This window comes from Streptomyces sp. SD31 (assembly GCF_052068475.1).
Classification (GTDB): Bacteria; Actinomycetota; Actinomycetes; order Streptomycetales; family Streptomycetaceae; genus Streptomyces.
Window position 1 is genome coordinate 1 of record NZ_JBQHCX010000006.1, and the last position, 16,005, is coordinate 16,005.

Here is a 16,005-nt window from a genome sequence, read left to right on the forward strand (position 1 = left end):
CTGATCGGTGAGTTCATGACGGCGTATCACTCCACCATGATCCACCACACTGCGATCTTTGAAGACGGACCCTAGCGTTGTCGGACGCCGCCGTGTGCGCGAGGGTCGTTCTGCCAGATCTTCCAGGTCTGGTATCCGAGCGTGACGGCGATGGCGCAGCAGGAGATCGTGAACAGGACGGCGACGGATGTCGGGCTGCCGTGGAAGACGCCCGACAGCCAGTGGCGGACGAACCCGTTCGCGCTGCACCACGCGCCCAGGAGCATCGGTGGTGCCATGAGGGGGCACACCGTGGCTGCCGCCCAGCGTGAGGGCGGCTGTTCGCGGCGGGAGACGGATCGGAAGGCGCGGACGGTGGTGCCTATGAGGGCGGCGCCCGCCACGAGCCACCACGGTCCGTAGCTGCCGCTGCCGATCCAGACCATCAGGCTGACGCCCACATAGTTGATCATGGTGAAGTACGGCCAGTACAGCGGGAAAAGGATCAGTGGAGCGAGGGTGTACACGGCGATATCGGCCACCGGAGGCCGGTGTCGCCGACCACCACCGATCTCGTGCTCGGTACGGAAGCCGTCGAGTGAGTGGATCCTCGACCAGATGCGGCGTTGCAGGGTTCCGGTCGGGTCGAGCGTTCTCAACGCCGGGGCCACAGCCTCCAGATAGCCCGCGATGGCGCCGGGCTCGGTGTCGGCTCGCGCCGTGACGTCGTCGTGGTCGGAGACGGTACGGGCGGCTGAGCGTGCGCCGGCAGCGAGCGTGGTGGTCGCCAGTGAGCGATCGTCCTCGACTGCGGCTGCCTTGGCGAGCGCCGCGTTCAGGTAGGGCGCGTCCAGGCTCAGGCGCCGGATGCTGTGGGTCGCGGCCGTCACTACCGTCACATGAGCGATTCCCGGCGGCAGCGCTATGCCGTAATCGAGGAGGGCTGCGGCGCTCTCCGGGTCGTTGTCGGCCTCGACGAGTTCCAGGAGACGGTGGAGGTCGGTGTCCGTCGGCTGGTAGGTGCGGTACCGGAGCCTGTCCAGCACGACACCGATCATCCATCTGCGGCGGTCGGGATCGTCCTGGGCGGACACGGCCGTCAGGGCGTTCTTGAGGTGATCAGGACGATCGTCGCCGATGAGGCAGGCATCCGCCCGGAACCGCAGCAAGGCGCTGCGGCCGGGCCCGTGGTCGAGGACCGATGAAGCGACGGCCGCCGCGGCCTCCTCGTCGCGCAGATCCTCCAGGGCCTGGAGGACACGGAGGTTCGCTTCGACGTCATCGGGGAGCGCCTGACTCGCCGCGACGAGCGCGGCCGACAGCGGCGCTCGCAGGTGCGCGGGGAACTCGGGCTCGGGATCCGATTGCCGCGCCCTGCTGATTCCGTCGGCCAGTGCGGCTGTCAAGAGGTGGGGTTGTCGGAGGCGGGTGAGACGGTCCACCACCCAGTGGGTGGTCTTGATGTCATGGCTGAGGAGAGCCGGGCGAAGCATGGCGGCGCAGCAGGCGGTGACGCTCTCGGGCGACTCGAACCAGTGATCGTCGTCATCGTCGGTCAGGATCAGCCGGATGAGTCCGCCGATCAGGCCGAGGATCGTTTCCGGTTCGCCCCACCAGCGGTCCATGGCTCGGCGGGCCGAGCGCAGTCTGCGGTGCGCGGCTCGGGTCCGTCCCAGCGCGGCGAACGCGTCGGCGGCCAGGGCCAGTCGGTGGAAGGTGTGGTCTCCCGAGCCGTTCCACCGGGGGCGACGACCGGCGGTACGGGCGAGCCGACGGGCGCGGCGGCCCTGCCCCGACCGCGCCAGCTCATAGGCGAGTTCGGCACGGATCACGTCCGCCTCGGGCTGCTTGCCGGACGACCTCGCCGCGGACGCCATCCGAAGGAGTCCCTGTACGTCGGCGGCTCCGGCATGCGTGCGAATCAGGGTGTCCGATCCCTCAGGGCCATTGATCGCTCCTTCGAGGGCGTTCGTCCAGTCCAGCATCAAGCGGTCGACGATGGAGGCGGTGACCGCTGTGGCCGCCTCGGCGTCCGCGTTGAGTTCCGGTGCGGCGGCCAGCAGCGCGGTGATCGCCGTGCCGCGGTCGCCGGGCAGTCCGGCGATCTGTTCGGTGGCCCGGGCGAACCGGTCGGTTGCGGCCCTGGTGTCACCGATGCGCTGGAGGGCGACCGCGGCCCGGGCGTAGGCGGCACATCGGGTGACGCGGTTCTCCTGGTGCAGCAGACGGATCTCGGCGCCGTCTCGCCCATGGTCGATCCGCGCCGCGTTCCCCGACAACGCGTCCATGCGGGTCGGGCCCCAGGTGGCCTTGGTCCTGAGCTGTGCCTCCTTTGTGTCCAGTTCGCGGATCAGGGAGTCGATGGCTGCCACGGCCTCCTTCACCTCCTGGACCGCGTGCGGACGGACCGCCGCCACCGCCATGGCGAGCGTGGAGAAGTATCCGATCGTGCCCTTGCGTCCCGCTGTGGCTTTCGCCTGGTCCAGTGCGCGGGCCGCCAGGTCCGGGTCACCCGCTCGGCGTGCGCCGACGGCGCAGGCGGCCAGCGCGGTGGCCCGGGTCATCCGGGTGGCCGCCAGCAGTGTCGCCTGTCCTGGGTCCTCCCACAGACCCTCGTGCGGCACCGTGCGCAGCCCGGGGTCCTGCGCACCGACGGCCAGGCCGGTGAAGGCCTCGAACACCGCTGAGAAACGCTGCTCGTCCCGCCTCGGCGTGAGCCGCGCGAGCACGGGGCGGGCCTGGTGGAGATGGTGCTGTGCCTGCGTCGCCCGTCCGCAGGCGAGGTGGACGGCCGCGAGATCGACTCTGCCTTCGGCGATCAGCAACTCGTCTGCTGCGCCGCTGGACTGACTGAGCGTCAGCCGCTGGTCGGCCAGCTCCGCGGGGCCGAGCCCGGATCCGTCCGCCCATGCCTCGGTCCGGCCGCGAGCGATGGCCGCCAGCAGGCGGCCCGCCTGAGCGTCGTCGGGCAGCTGTTCGGCCAGGGACTGCGCCTGGAGCCATAACGCCCCTGCCTCGATCGGCGCCATATCGGCGCAGCCCGACGCGATGGAGTGCAGGGCCGTCACCCGGCGTCGGCGGCCGGTCATCATGGTGACGGCCGTCAGCGCCTCGTCGATGCGGCCCGCACGACTGAGCGCGGCCAGCGCCTCCGGCGGCATGTCGGTGACCAGGGTGTTCAGGGTGCCTGCCAGCACACACAGGCGCAGGAACTCCGGAAGCTCCTCGGTCGTCGTCGGCAGGGCCTTCAAGGCGAGCGAGATGTCGCGGGCCATGCTCCGGTAGGCGTCCAGACCCTGATGGGTCCGCTTCAACTCCAGCCATTTCGGCGTGATCTGATGACGCAGATCGACATCGCGCCCGGCCTCGGTGAGGTGATCGGCGAGATAGTCGAGGAGGTACTCGATGTCTTCCTCGTCCTCCGCATCGGCCAGGCCCTCGATGTGGTCGAGGGTGTCCTCCGTCAACGCCGGCCGTCCGGTAGGTGCCGTGCCATGAGATGGTCGGCGATCCGGCTGTGGGCCTGCTTCAGATCCATTTCCCGGACTTCTTCCTGGACTTCTTCCTTCGACCGCAGGAAGTCCTGGAAACTCATGTGGTAGATGCGGTAGCGCGGCATTCCCGCGACCGTTTCGATCTGGATGAACTCCCGCCACAGTCGCAGGGTGTCGGCCACCCGTGGGAACGGGATTCTGCTCATGGTGGCGAGTTGGCGAGCGCTGACCGGTTTCTTCGCGGCCGCGAGGTAGACGATCACCGGCTGCCGGAACGTGAACCACTCCTCGCCGCCCTCGGCCTTCATCTGGCGCCAATGGGCGTCATAGTAGGCGCGCAGACCGGCGGGGAGTTCGTCCAATCCGCCGCCGCCGAGCCTGCCCTCTTCAATGGCCGGGAGCACGTGGTGCAGGTACATGAAGTTGCCTTCGGCCTTGTCCACGAGCGCTGACACGAATGCGGGGACCGTGAGGCCGAGGTCTGTCAGACGGGCCCTGAGAGCCGGCCGAGCGGCGAAAGCCTCCACATAGAGGGAGATGTCGGCGAGGTTGGCGTCCGAGCGTGAGTCCAGAGTGAAGTAGCCCAGGGAATCGGCCTGTAGTCGCAGGTCGGTGCGGTCACGTGTCCGGCTGGAGACGATGAAGAAGACACCCTCGGGCAGGTGCTTGGGAAGGTAGAGCACGTTCGCCCGTACGTCCGCGGCGGCCTCGGCCTCATCCAGGGCGTCCACGACGAGCACGATGTTCTGGCCGCCAGGCGTGTCCGTGCTGCGGCTTTGAGCGGCCAGCCGGAGCAGTTCGGAGAGGTAGGCCCCGTCCCGGGTCGCCTCGGGCGGCAGCCAGTTCTGCTGGTCGAGGCGATAAGTGGCGATCAGCTGGGCGCACATGTTGGCCAGGAACTGCTCGGCCCTGGTGACGCCTTGCGTGGCGACCACGAAGTGATGGGGATAGGCGCGGGTCTTGACGAGCTGCGCGAGGAGGGTCGTCTTCCCGATCCCCGGTTCTCCCTCGATCACCAGATAACCCGAGCGTCGATCGCGTAGGAACGCGTCCACGGCGTCCGTGGCGAATCGGCGCCCGACGAACCCGTTCGTCCGCTCGGCGATCAACTCGCCGTAGCTGATGATCCTGCTCGCCAGCGGTGCGTACTGGGGATCGAAGAAGCTGTTGTAGATGGGGCTGTTGATGTTGACGTTGCGGGAATCCTTGATCTGCAATCCGCTGTTGACGTCCGCGCCGTCCCCGCCCTGGGCACGGCCGGTGTTGCTCAGCCGGAAACCCGGCTCCGGCCGGCCTTCACCGTGGCTCATGTGGGTCCCGCCCGGTGATCCTTACGCCTGCGTTGGCGATGCCGTCGTCCGTCGCGTTCGCATCGCCGGTTCGCTCGACGATCACATCGTCGGGCATCGCGTCGGCCGGGGCTGTCACACCGGTGTTCGCCTCACGCCCAGTGGCCGATCCGGTGTCGGTCAGTCGCAGCGACCGGCCCGAGGGCCCGTCACCGGGTCGCGGATTGCCGGGCTGAGGATCCTCCTCGTCGTCCCCGGCCAGAGGGACAGGGCGGCGCATCAGCCACGCCGCCGACCCGGCGAACGTGGCCGCGGCCGCGAACCACACGGCCTGGGCCCACAGCGCACCCTCGACACGATTGGTCGCGACTCCACCGGCCACGGAAGCCAATACCCCGATGGCCGAAGCCAGTTGCCCGCGAGAAGCCATGGAGAAATGAAAGCCCACTACAGCGGGACTTGTCACGCCATTCTTCTCATCGAGCGGGTGCGTGCTGCCGGGCGCCCCCAGATGGGATGGCGCCCGGCAGCCGCTTTCAGTGAGCGATGTGCATCGTGAAGTCCCTAGTCATGAGGCTGGTGTGCGCGGGCTTCGGGGTACTCGGGCTGGTCACGAGCGCATGACTCCCGTCTAGGTCATCGGTCAGCGGACGACTTCGCGGTTCCAGAGGACCAGCAGAGCCCGGACTAAGGCGGTCGCCCATTTCGGGTCGGTGCGGACCTTGCCGAGTACCCGCCAGTTCTTCAGGTGCGCGAAGCCATGCTCGACCGGCGCCCGGACGGCGGCCAGCGCCGTGTAGGTCGCCCGGCGGCGGGGCCGGGGCTCACGATCGGGATCCTTGTGCCGGCCGCCACGTTCGGCCCATTGCCGAACCGGGGTGGGGCTGGAGGGTGAGCGGCCCGAACTCGTCCAGGCACAAGATGACTTCGGGCTCGCCTTCCTCGGGTATGACCTCGCCGTCGGCGATCGCGTAGAGATGCTCGACCCGGGCCTTCTTGGCCGCGTAGTCCGGGTCGCGTGAGGTCTTCCAGGTCTTCACGCATTGAAACGAGACGCCCTCCTCGCGGAGCAGGACCCGAAGGCCCTCGTGGCTGATTCGTCGACCACCCCCTCGGCGACCAGGAAGTCGGCCAGCTTGGCCAGGCTCCAGGTCGAGAACGGCAGGCCATGCTCGGCCGGCTTGGACTTGGCGATCTTCTTGATCTCCCGGCGTTCCGGGAGGGTGAAGGTCTTCGGGCGGCCGCCCTTGTACTTCGGGTAGAGCGAGTCGAAGCCGTCAGTGTTGAAGTTGTGGAGCACGTCCCGGACCCGGTCCGGGCTGGTGAACGTCACCTCGGCGATCTTGACCACGGGCATGGCTTGCGCGGATAACAGCACCATCTGGGCCCGCCGCCAGGTCACCACCGACCCGGTGCCTCTGCGGATGATCCGCAGCAGCCGCCTGCCCTCGTCGTCATCAATCTCCCGGACCTGCACACGTTCAGCCACGTGATCATTCTGGCCGTCCTTTACCGGACTACGGCTCAAGGCTCTCGACCATGCGCCACAGTGGGTGGTCATGGGCATCTGGGTGAACATCATCACGGCCGCCAGCGGACTACTCGGTGCCGGAATCGGCATCATTGGCACCCTTCTCAGTGAGCGGTGGCGCACGATCATCAGAACAGCAAGATCAGCACGCGGCCGTTCTCCGTCTTCGAGACGAACGCAAAGACGTCCTGATCCGGTTCTTCGCACTCGTACGAGAACTCGAACGAGCTGCGGAGCGGCGTTCCGCTGGCGAGGAGGTGACCGCGCAGGAGGCCGCAGACCTGACCAGCCGTCTCTGGCTGCTTCACGTCGAGGTGCACATCCTTTGCACTCAACCGGTGGCCGACGCCGACTATGCCCTCACCGAGCGACTTACCGAGGCTGTGCGGCAGCCCGTTGGCGAGGCCATTCACCTGTACCTTTCCGCAGCCCGACTCGCCGCCATCTCGGCCGCACGCACCGAACTCGGTGTTCCGACTATGCACGTCGTAGCCAGCTCTACCGCAGGTGCGTGACTTCCATCGACGCAACACATCGGTGCCGCCAGGCACAGCAACCAAGCGATGCGTCGTGAACAGGGCGAACGTTGCCTGATGCGGCACTAGGGGGTGTCTTCAAATGTCACGCCCACATCAGGAGCGATGCGAGGGTGACGGCTGCTTGGTAGGACTCGGCGGTCTTCTCGTAGCGGGTGGCGATGCCTCGCCACTGCTTCAAGCGGTTGAAGCAGCGTTCGACCACGTTGCGCCGCTTGTCGAAGGCGGGCGGGCGCCCGCCGCGGTGGCCGCGCCGGAGCCGGTTGCGGATCTGGTCGGAACGTTCCGGGATGGTATGGCCGACACCCCGCCGCCTGAGCCAGGCCCGGATCGCTTTCGAGCTGTAGCCCTTGTCGCCGATGACGTGGTCGGGCCGGACACGGGGCCGTCCCGGCCCGAGGCGGGGCACCCGTATCGCGTCCATCACGGCGGTGAACTGGGTGCAGTCGTTGGTGTTCGCGCCTGTGACGGTGAAGGCGAGCGGTCGTCCCAGGGCATCGCATGCCAGGTGAATCTTGCTGGTCAGGCCGCCTCGGGACCGACCGAGTCCGGGGCTGCGGAGCCCCCTTTTCGGGCCCCGGCAGCGTGCTGGTGGGCACGGACCACGGTTGAGTCGATCGACACGAGCCAGTCGATGTCTCCGGTCGCGTCCGCCCTCGCCTGGGCGGCCTGGAGCATCCGCTCGAACGTGCCGTCCAGGGCCCACCGGCGAAACCGGGTGTGCAGCGTGGCCCACGGACCGTACCGCTCGGGCACGTCCCGCCAAGCCGTCCCCGTACGGAACTTCCACACGATCCCGTTGAGCACGGTGCGGTCGTCCAGCCTCTTCCTGCCCCGCAACGAGGCGGGCAGCAGCGGCCGGACGAACTCCCATTCGGCATCCGACAGTTCATGTCGACGTATCACCCGACCATGATCCACCACTCAAGATCATTTGAAGACACCGCCTAGGGCGATCACGCCCGCATGCGCCCGCGATGCCGCTGCCACAAGCTGGAGACATGAGCGACTACGCAGGTCCTCCCATTGTCGTTTCCGCCGTCAATCCTGGCGATCCCCCGTTTCGCATCGTCCAGATCCGTGGCACGACTGCGGGCACCGCTCACGACATGCTCGACGTGATCCGGCTCGCGCACCAGGCGGGACTGACGCATGTGGATCTCGACGACCCGTCGATCGTGAGATGGGTCGGCGGCGGCAAGTACAAGTGGACTCCCTAGCTAGCGGCGGCGGCCGTGACCGGGCAGTCCGGTGGGAATCGCGTACACGCTGGAGCCGGTGCCGCTCGTGACGGGTTTCGCTCACCCCTCGGTGGGCGCCGGCGGCACCATACGCAGCGGGTAGCCGCCCGGCGGACCGGTCGGATGGGTGCGTCACGGTCCAGGACTGGACCGGCCCGAATCAGCGATCGACCAGGGCCCGGAACTCCCGGGATTCTCCCAGCGGTATCACGGGATCCCCACCCAGGAACCGCCGCAAAACCGCAGGCCGCAGGTCTTCGTCGGTATCCCACCGCTTAGTTGCAGTGCCAGCCGCGCCAGCGGCCGCCCGTACGATGACCAGAGTGACCCGCCGCACCCTTGGCCCCGGCCCTCAGGCTTCCGTGAACAGCATCCGTGCCGCCCAGGCCGACCTCCTCGACACACTCCCCGGTGTCCGCATCCCCGACCTTGACGAGTTGCGAGCCCGCGGAGTGCTCGGAGCCCATGCGGCGATACCCCGAGGCCCGCGGCGAGCGCTCGGGACCGGCGGACGCCCGGATGCCCCCGCCAGCTGACGCGCTCTCAGAACCGCCCCGATACAAGCGACGACAAACGGCCCGTCCCCGGGCCACCGCCTCCGGCGGGCCCTGTGGCGGCTGCGGGCCGTTAAACGGGTGGGATGGAAACGGGCCCGGCGCACTGAGCTGATCTTCAACCCCGCAGTCATCTTCCACGCACCCGTGCGGTTCGAGAACGACGGCCAGAGCATTGAACTGCCGTTCGTGCTGAAGGCCGGCGCCATGCTGTCTCTCCCGCTCATGGGGATGGAGGTGCCCAACCGGATCGGCCGCCAGTTGCGGGTGTCGCTGCATCTGGGAACCGGCCGCATCATCCGGGCCGACGTCCAGGAGGCCGACGCGCTGGAGCCGTTGCGCATCGACCTGGACGAATTCACCGGGCAGTGGTCACTGCACGTAGGGCCGCCCACGGACCACTGACACCGGCCGCCGCCCCGTCGGCGCCCCGGCGCGGCGGCAGCGCCGACGCGCAACATGGGCGAGCGCGCCCCGATCCCCGGCTGCGTCCGCGCCGCCCATCCCGCCTCTTCCTCTCCCTCAACTCCAGCCAGACACCTCACCTTGCTTTGCCGTCAAGTCGGGGTCCTGGTAGCCCAGGTAGTGTTACCCGCCTATTCGAACAGGTGGGGTGTAACGGTGGTCGACGTGGTGCGTGTCATGGCGGCGCTGGCCGAGCAAGGGGTCACGGTGCTGTTCAAGGCGGATGCGGAACGCATGCGTGACGGAGTGAGGCCGTGGACCTTCGTCGCGAGCGGTGTCCCCTTCCACGAGGGCCTGCTCGTGCGTACTGATGCCGCCTCGGTGGAAGCCTGCCTCGAGATCTGCCTGCCGCAGCTGCGCGAGCGTGGACTGGTCATCCCTGAGTGAGGGCGACCCGGCCAGCCGTGATCTATGCGGCAGCTGATTCTGCGGCTTCGAGCGGGGGGCGGGAAGGCCAGGGTCTCGTCATAGCACTTGCGGTGCTGGAGGCAGTGGTAGAGCTGGCCGATCATGCGGTTGAAGAGGTTGCGCTGGGCGGCCGCGTGCCAGTCACCGATCTCGCGGCGTCGGCGGTAGTGGACGCCGGCTCCTGGTGAGTGACGCAGGGCGGCGAACGCCCAGAGGTAGCCGGCGTGGTTGAGGCGGTCGTTCTTCACCCAGCGTCTGGTGATGGCGCACTTCTTGCCGGAGGCTCTGGTGACGGGCGAGGAGCCGGCGTAGGCCTTCAGGCCGCGGGCGTCGGCGAAGCGGTTGCGGTCGTCCCCGATCTCAGCCAGGATCCTGGCGGCGAGTTGGATGCCGAGCCCGGGGAAGCTCAGCAGGATCTCCGCGTCCGGGTGCTGAGGGAACGCCTCTTCCACCGCCTCGGCGAGCTGGTCGGCGGCGGTGCAGGCGGCTTCCAGCTGGGTGAGGAGGGCGAGCATCTGTTTGCCGAGGGCGTCCTCGACGAGTGGCGGTTGGTGGGCCCAGTCGGCGCGGAAGATGTCGCGGATGCGGTCGGCTTCTGCCTCGATGCCGCGCTTGCGGCCGGCGCGTTTGAGGGCGGCCTGGAGCTGGGTGCGGGTCAACCGCGTGGCCCGCGTGGGGGTCGGTGCGACCTTGAGGAGCTCGCGGGCCTCGGGGCGGCACAGGCCGTTGGTCCAGGTGGCGAAGGCTTCCAGGGCGGCCGGATAGTACTCACGCAGGAGGGAACGGGGCTGGTTGGCGAGCTGCTGCCGGTTCCACAGCGCGTCCTGCTGAGCTCGGGCGAGTACGGCGATGGCGCGGCCGAGATCGGAGTCGTCGGGCAGCGGGCGGTGGGCGTGCATGTCCGTGCGCAGGATGTTGGCCAGGACGAGGGCGTCGCCGGGGTCGGACTTCTTGCGGGAGACGCTGTGCCGGTCGCGGTAGCGGGCGGCAGCCATCGGGTTGATCGCGTAGACCTTCCGTTTGCTGGTCCGTAGTACGGAGACCAGCAGGCCGCGGGACGTCTCGATCGCCACCGGGATCGGGTTCTCCTCGGTGTCGCCGTGTTCGACGAGCAGTTCCAGAAGCAGCTTGTAGCCAGCCGCGTCGTCGGTGATGTGCCGCTTGGCCACCAGTTGGCCGGTGTCGTCGACCAAGGCGACGTCGTGGGTGCGTTCTGCCCAGTCGATTCCGCAGTAGATCAAGTTGATTCCTCCCCTATACGCAGGGCGTTTGCGCTGGTCACGAGCGCATGCGGGCCACGCGAGCGACCTAATCCCAGGCCTCGACCGCACCTCAGGTCGGGCCGACACCTCACTAGCCGTTCGTGGCACCAGCGCACCTCACGGGCCTCGGTCTGCGCGGGAGCTCGAACGGCTCGGGCGTATCAAGAGGTCACCATGCAGTGGGCTCGCACCACCAACACCAACGAGTGATCGAGCGACGGGTGTTGACGCTCGTCGACGCTGAACGGCGCCGCTCTGGCTGGAGGCCTCAAGGCCCAGGCATGGGCAGGCGTCCGTCCAGCGCCGACGGGCGCCAACGCCCATCGTTCGTGGTGGCGGCCACAAAGACGCCGAACAGCACCCGCTCTGCCGAGAACCGCCATCACACCAGAGCACCGGGACCGCGCGCCGCTCTATGCGAAGGTCTCAGTCGACCCGGCCGGCCAGAGGCATCACAGCCCCGTACTCGAACATCCCACGAAGTTTCCGCTCCATCGGGATGCCCTTAACTACGGATTAGGGCATGGGCGAAGGGGGCCGCAACGGGGATGTCAGCGGCCCGACCACGCCGAACGCGCGGGGTGACCTGGGCGAACTCCGGGACGCTGTGGAGGCGTGCGCAACACCTACCGCAACACGTTGGCGCAACGCTTAGCGCAACATCCACTGCAACAGGTTTCACGGGCTGCCCGGCTCGGCCGTCAGGTGGCGGCTGGGGGCAGGATGCCTGCGAGCACCACCAGGTCGAGCAGTTCATCGAGGGCGTCCCGCACCGCGCGCTGGTCCTCCGCGCTGCTGAGGCTCAGGCCGTCCAGAACGTACCCGCAGCGGGCCGCCACAGGAGCGAGCCGCCCGTCTGTTGCGTCCGGCGGCCTCCCGGGGCCCGGGAGCCACAGTCTCGTTGGCCGTGGCAGTGGCGGACTTGGTGACCGGCCGTGTCGTCGCCTCCTGATCCCGCCGACGAGGGGACTGCTGTTCGACATCGGCTGAGGCCGACGTAAGGCCGTGTTGTTCCAGTCGTAGGGCCCCCCGCCGCGCCACTCGATCAGCTCGGGGTCGTCGACGGCAGTGTCCTTGGAGGGCAGGCCGGCCTGATGCAGGAAGTCGAGCACGTCGAACAGGTTGTACGCGGTGCCCATGCGCTCGCCGTGGATCGTCACCCGCCGCCCGCCGTCCGGCGCGGGTGGCAGCACCACCACGGGAGGACGCCTGTCCATCCCACCACCATGCGCCTTGAGGAGGTCGGCACGCAGCCCGCTGTGCCGCGGATCCATCCATCGCGTCCACAGCCCTGGGCCGCCGAATGGTGCGTGGGTTCAGCAGCGGTGGCCGAGTCCGGGAACATCCAACGGCGTCGGTGCTGGTCACTTAAGAGGGCCGGGGCCCCGCTGCGCGGCGGAGCCGGTTGGCGATTGCGAGTCCCAGCCCTTCCTCCGCCGGCAAGGACGCGACGATGAGGTCGCACCCTTGCTGGTCGACTTCGCGCAGGAACCCGTACAGCCCGCGCGCGTAGGCGGCCATCGAACCGGGGACCGCCAGCACGGCGTGCGCCTTGACCGGAACGTCGGCGAAGGAGGGGGAAGAAAGACGCCCACCTGGTGCCCCAGCTCCTGCGCAAGCTCCGCTTCGACGACGACCTTCTCGGGCTCGACGAGGACGACCCGCGCACGCGGCGCGTAGTGGGACGGATGCTGGCCCGGCACCCGAACGCGGCTCGTCGAGTGGACCGCAAGCGGGCACCCCAGCACCGCTTCGAGATCCTCGCGCGTCACCCCGCCGGGCCGAAGGACACTCGGGATCTCGCCCGTGGCGTCGACGATGGTCGACTCGACGCCGACCTCGCAGGGGCCGCCGTCCAGCACGAAGTCGACGGCATCACCGAGTTCCGCACGGACGTGGTTCGCCGTGGTGGGGCTGACCGAGCCGAAGCGGTTGGCGGACGGGGCCGCGACACCGCCGCCGAAGGCTGCCAGCAGCGCGAGCGCGACGGGGTGGTCGGGCACCCGCACGGCCACCGTCTGAAGGCCACCGGTTGCTTCGAGGGGCACTCGGCGACCGCGCCGCAGGACCAGCGTGAGTGGCCCCGGCCAGAAGCGTTCGGCCAGCAGGCGCGCCGTCGCAGGCACGTCCTCGACCCAGTCGCCCAGCAGCTCAGCGCCGCCGAGGTGGACGATCAGCGGGTGGGAGGGCGGGCGCCCCTTGACCTGGAAGACGCGCGCGACGGCGGCGGAGTCCTCGGCGTTGGCGCCCAGACCGTAGACGGTTTCGGTCGGAAAGGCCACCAGCCCGCCAGCGCGCAGCACACCGGCCGCCTTCTCGATGTCACCGGTTCTTGCCATCCCCCTCGCGATCCTCTCACTGCTCCGCTAACACATTCCATGGTCTCGTCTGCGCATAACGACGAACCCAGGGCCGACGGCACCGCGTGAGCGAAGGCCGCACGACAGCTGTCACGGCGGCACCGGTGAACAGCGCCAGGACAACCCGGCTCAGCGTAGAACCCGCAGGCCCTACGCCGGCTGGCCGGTCACCGCCGGGCGTCGCCTGGTGCGATCAGACTGGTGACCTCGGCGATCGCCTCCGGCGACGGCGTGAAGTAGCGGCGGACCCTCTGGATGGGACCTGGGCGAGTCCCACGGCACGGTGGCGGTCCGTATGCCCGCGCAGCCGGTGGCCATCGACCTGCTCAGCCAGACCGGGCCACTGGCCGTCTCCAGCGCCAACCTGACCGGGCAGCCGTCCCCCCAGGACTGCGACGCGGCCTGGACCATGCTCGGCGAGGCGGTGACTGTCTACCTCGACGCTAGCCCCACCCCGGCGGCGCCGTGCCGTCGTCGATCGTGGACGTTACCGGCATCGTCCCCCTCCTGCTGCGGGCGGCGCGATCGGCGCCGTCCAGCTCCGCAAGGCGTTCCCGACCGCTTCCAGGAACGCTGAACACCGGGCGGGCGGCAGCGGGTTTCACCGTGCGAAGGCAGCAGCCTTGCTCAGGCCATGGGAGGCGACCAGCTGCGCACTGCCGTCGGCCAGCCGGTAGGACAGGCCCGCCACGGCGAGGCGGCCGGCGGCCACCCGCTCGGCCAGGACGCGGGAGCGGTCCAGCAGCAGGTCGACGGTGTGCCGGATGTGCTCATCGAGAATCTCCTCAGCCTGCTCGCGTCCGGCGGCGCGAGCCGCCAGCACGCTCGGCGTCACCCGCTCGACGACGTCACGGACAAAGCCAGCAGGCACCCTGCCGCCGTCGGCGGCGGCGCAGGCAGCCGCGATCGCGCCGCACGAGTCATGGCCCAGGACCACGACCAGCGGGCAGTCCAGCACGCTCACCCCATACTCGATGCTGCCCAGCACCTCCGAACCGATCACATGCCCGGCCGTGCGCACCACGAACAGATCACCCAGCCCCCGGTCGAAGATAATCTCGGCGGCCAGCCGGGAATCAGAACACCCGAACAGCACCGCGAAGGGACTCTGAGCCGGTGCGGTCTCGGTGCGGCGTACGGCGTCCTGGTTGGGGTGCTCCGGCGAGCCGATGACGAACCGCTGGTTGCCGGCCAGCAGCATCTCGAAGGCATCATCGGGAGTCGGCGTCGGTATCTCAGTCATGGCCGCAGGCTACGGCCCACCCAGGGGAAACGCGCGGCCAGGTCCACGCACGGCGCCGTGCGCACTTCCGCTGGCGGCACACCCAAACGCCGGGCGATGTCGCCTTCGACCTGCCGCCTCAGCGCGCTGCGGAGCTGCTCGGCCCACAACGGCGTGCCCGTACCGCCTGGCCATGCGCCAGTCTCTTCGTCCCACGACGCCGTCACACACCGCCCAACGACGCCCCTCGGGACAGGGATGTACGCCACAGGAGTGGATCTGCCGGGGACTGTGACGTCCATGTGACGCCGAAACCAGCTGGGCCGTCCATCACGCTGATGACCGCCGCGTCACGCGGAAACCGGCCAGCAGGCCAGCATCCATCTCATCACCATTCGACCTGCCGAGCCCGGGTTCTCCGAGTCCGGCACGCCGTCTTGACCACGGACGCTGTTTCCCCGGCGACAATGGGCGAAGCAGGTTTCCGGCACTTTCCTGCCGGTGTGCCAGCCGGGCGGTGCCGAAGGAGCGGGGGGGCTCATCGTGGGCGAGCAAGCCGGAGGGTGGACGTTTCTCACCAGCCACGCCCGCGTGCTCCTGGCCGTCACCCGCAACCCCACGGCACGCATCCGTGACATCGCCGCGGCCTGCCACATCACCGAACGCACCGCCCAGGGCATCGTCTCGGACCTCGAACAGGCCGGTTATCTCAGCCGGGAACGGATCGGGCGCCGCACTCGCTACACCGTCCACCTGGATGGCGCCTTCCGCCACCCGGCAGAAGAGGGCTTGCCCATCCGGGCACTGCTGGAGCTCTTCACCCATCACGGCGAAGGGCCCACGTCCGGCACCCCGACCGCATCACCGAGCACGGGTGCTGACATCGCTTGCCCACAGGGAATGTGAAACAGGCACTGGGCGGCTGGCGTCATCGAGGCCGTCGACGAACTCCGAGAGCCGGTCGATGACTTCGCCGCCGCCGTTCGACCAGCCATGACGCCACGATGAAAACGGGCAGAGCGATCCCCACGAGCGTCGCGCTGCCGGTGAACGCGCTGGCCAGGAACTGGCCGCCCAGGGCCGCCACGCCGTGGTAGTAGCCGACCACGACGGCCATCAGCAGGACGTATCCACCGATCGCGGTGAAGACCACCTGGCGGATGAAGCCGGACCAGCCGCGTTTCATGCGCCGACCCTCGGTTCCGGTCAGCTGTTCGCGCTCTGTCGGGTGTCGGCGCAGGAAGAGCAGGCCGAGGGCGAGGTAGCCCATGACCAGGAGGTAGCCCGCGAGCATGATCGCGATGTTCAGGTGGGTGGGGAGCACGATGCGAGCCTTGTGATCCACCGGCGGGCCGTCAGGGGGCGTCCCGGAGCAGGAAGTGCCAGCCGCGGACGAAGGTGTGCCAGCCGAACCACAGCCACAGCGCAAACAACGCCCACCGGCCCACCGGGTAGCGCATGACCGCACCCAAGGCATCACTCAAGGTAGGGAAAGCATCACCGGTCCGCATAAGGGCGATGCCCTCCCAGGCGAACACAGCACCGAAGAGAATCGCCCAGACGAGATACCCGATCACAGGATGCTCCGCCACCGCGACCTCCGCTCTGTCCAGACCGTAGCGCCGGGTTCCTGCGCTTAGGTAAGTATTCGCACCACTTTCAGC

Annotated in this window: 12 protein-coding genes and 5 pseudogenes; 5 read left to right on the top strand and 12 right to left on the bottom strand. The window is 68.8% G+C overall.

What is annotated here, in order from left to right; all coding sequences use genetic code 11:
• Positions 1-71: 71 nt before the first annotated feature.
• The 6 genes and pseudogenes from ACTMVF_RS14205 to ACTMVF_RS14230 all read right to left on the bottom strand — a co-directional run bounded on the left by ACTMVF_RS14205 (position 72) and on the right by ACTMVF_RS14230 (position 7,732).
• Complete coding sequence (locus tag ACTMVF_RS14205) at positions 72-3,446, bottom strand: hypothetical protein (protein WP_441271370.1); 3,375 nt, start codon at positions 3,444-3,446, stop codon at positions 72-74.
• Positions 3,443-4,783 (bottom strand): ATP-binding protein, encoded by a 1,341-nt coding sequence (locus ACTMVF_RS14210; RefSeq protein ID WP_441271371.1) that lies wholly within the window; start codon positions 4,781-4,783, stop codon positions 3,443-3,445. Before ACTMVF_RS14210 ends, ACTMVF_RS14205 begins: the two co-directional genes overlap by 4 nt.
• A complete protein-coding gene (locus ACTMVF_RS14215; RefSeq protein ID WP_441271372.1) occupies positions 4,770-5,192 on the bottom strand; it encodes a hypothetical protein in 423 nt (140 codons plus the stop codon). Before ACTMVF_RS14215 ends, ACTMVF_RS14210 begins: the two co-directional genes overlap by 14 nt.
• Positions 5,193-5,405: 213 nt before the next feature.
• Positions 5,406-6,251: pseudogene (locus ACTMVF_RS14220) on the bottom strand (helix-turn-helix domain-containing protein).
• Between the two features lie 170 nt (positions 6,252-6,421).
• Entirely contained in the window at positions 6,422-6,706 is a 285-nt protein-coding gene (locus ACTMVF_RS14225) for a hypothetical protein (protein ID WP_441271373.1), read from the bottom strand.
• 208 nt (positions 6,707-6,914) lie between these two features.
• Positions 6,915-7,732, bottom strand: a pseudogene (locus ACTMVF_RS14230) (IS5 family transposase).
• A gap of 98 nt (positions 7,733-7,830) precedes the next feature.
• On the opposite strand from ACTMVF_RS14230, the gene ACTMVF_RS14235 reads away from it, so the two are divergent.
• The 3 genes from ACTMVF_RS14235 to ACTMVF_RS14245 all read left to right on the top strand — a co-directional run bounded on the left by ACTMVF_RS14235 (position 7,831) and on the right by ACTMVF_RS14245 (position 9,476).
• On the top strand, positions 7,831-8,049 hold the full coding sequence (locus ACTMVF_RS14235) for a hypothetical protein (protein WP_441271374.1): 219 nt from the start codon (positions 7,831-7,833) through the stop codon (positions 8,047-8,049).
• 656 nt (positions 8,050-8,705) lie between these two features.
• Complete coding sequence (locus ACTMVF_RS14240) at positions 8,706-9,029, top strand: hypothetical protein (RefSeq protein ID WP_441271375.1); 324 nt, start codon at positions 8,706-8,708, stop codon at positions 9,027-9,029.
• Positions 9,030-9,245: 216 nt separating this feature from the next.
• A complete protein-coding gene (locus ACTMVF_RS14245) occupies positions 9,246-9,476 on the top strand; it encodes a hypothetical protein (protein ID WP_441271376.1) in 231 nt (76 codons plus the stop codon).
• Positions 9,477-9,498: 22 nt separating this feature from the next.
• Here the strand turns inward: ACTMVF_RS14245 and ACTMVF_RS14250 are convergent.
• The 3 genes and pseudogenes from ACTMVF_RS14250 to ACTMVF_RS14260 form a co-directional block, all read right to left on the bottom strand.
• A pseudogene (locus ACTMVF_RS14250) lies at positions 9,499-10,738 on the bottom strand (IS110 family transposase).
• Positions 10,739-11,460: 722 nt separating this feature from the next.
• Positions 11,461-11,976, bottom strand: a complete 516-nt coding sequence (locus ACTMVF_RS14255) for a hypothetical protein (protein WP_441271377.1) — start codon at positions 11,974-11,976, stop codon at positions 11,461-11,463.
• A gap of 151 nt (positions 11,977-12,127) precedes the next feature.
• Positions 12,128-13,098: pseudogene (locus ACTMVF_RS14260) on the bottom strand (L-threonylcarbamoyladenylate synthase).
• A gap of 277 nt (positions 13,099-13,375) precedes the next feature.
• Here ACTMVF_RS14260 and ACTMVF_RS14265 point away from each other — a divergent pair.
• Positions 13,376-13,676, top strand: a pseudogene (locus tag ACTMVF_RS14265) (L-threonylcarbamoyladenylate synthase); the annotation flags it as partial.
• A 44-nt stretch (positions 13,677-13,720) separates the two neighbouring features.
• Here the strand turns inward: ACTMVF_RS14265 and ACTMVF_RS14270 are convergent.
• The gene (locus tag ACTMVF_RS14270; RefSeq protein ID WP_441271378.1) at positions 13,721-14,362 is read right to left on the bottom strand and encodes a carbonic anhydrase; all 642 of its coding nucleotides are present in this window, start codon (positions 14,360-14,362) and stop codon (positions 13,721-13,723) included.
• Positions 14,363-14,884: 522 nt separating this feature from the next.
• Between ACTMVF_RS14270 and ACTMVF_RS14275 the strand changes: the two genes are divergently transcribed.
• Positions 14,885-15,247 (top strand): helix-turn-helix transcriptional regulator, encoded by a 363-nt coding sequence (locus ACTMVF_RS14275; RefSeq protein ID WP_441271379.1) that lies wholly within the window; start codon positions 14,885-14,887, stop codon positions 15,245-15,247.
• Between the two features lie 22 nt (positions 15,248-15,269).
• Here the strand turns inward: ACTMVF_RS14275 and ACTMVF_RS14280 are convergent, their stop codons facing one another.
• Positions 15,270-15,665 (bottom strand): DUF6256 family protein, encoded by a 396-nt coding sequence (locus tag ACTMVF_RS14280; protein WP_441271380.1) that lies wholly within the window; start codon positions 15,663-15,665, stop codon positions 15,270-15,272.
• Positions 15,666-15,696: 31 nt separating this feature from the next.
• Positions 15,697-15,933, bottom strand: coding sequence for a DUF6186 family protein (locus ACTMVF_RS14285; protein ID WP_441271381.1), 237 nt, complete (start codon positions 15,931-15,933; stop codon positions 15,697-15,699).
• Positions 15,934-16,005 lie beyond the last annotated feature (72 nt).

Bases quoted from the DNA above. Each gene is read 5' to 3' on its own strand.
- ACTMVF_RS14210 (WP_441271371.1), bottom strand. From the start codon at position 4,783: ATGAGCCACGGTGAAGGCCGGCCGGAGCCGGGTTTCCGGCTGAGCAAC.
- ACTMVF_RS14215 (WP_441271372.1), bottom strand. From the start codon at position 5,192: ATGGCTTCTCGCGGGCAACTGGCTTCGGCCATCGGGGTATTGGCTTCC.
- ACTMVF_RS14235 (WP_441271374.1), top strand. From the start codon at position 7,831: ATGAGCGACTACGCAGGTCCTCCCATTGTCGTTTCCGCCGTCAATCCT.
- ACTMVF_RS14255 (WP_441271377.1), bottom strand. From the start codon at position 11,976: ATGGACAGGCGTCCTCCCGTGGTGGTGCTGCCACCCGCGCCGGACGGC.
- ACTMVF_RS14270 (WP_441271378.1), bottom strand. From the start codon at position 14,362: ATGACTGAGATACCGACGCCGACTCCCGATGATGCCTTCGAGATGCTG.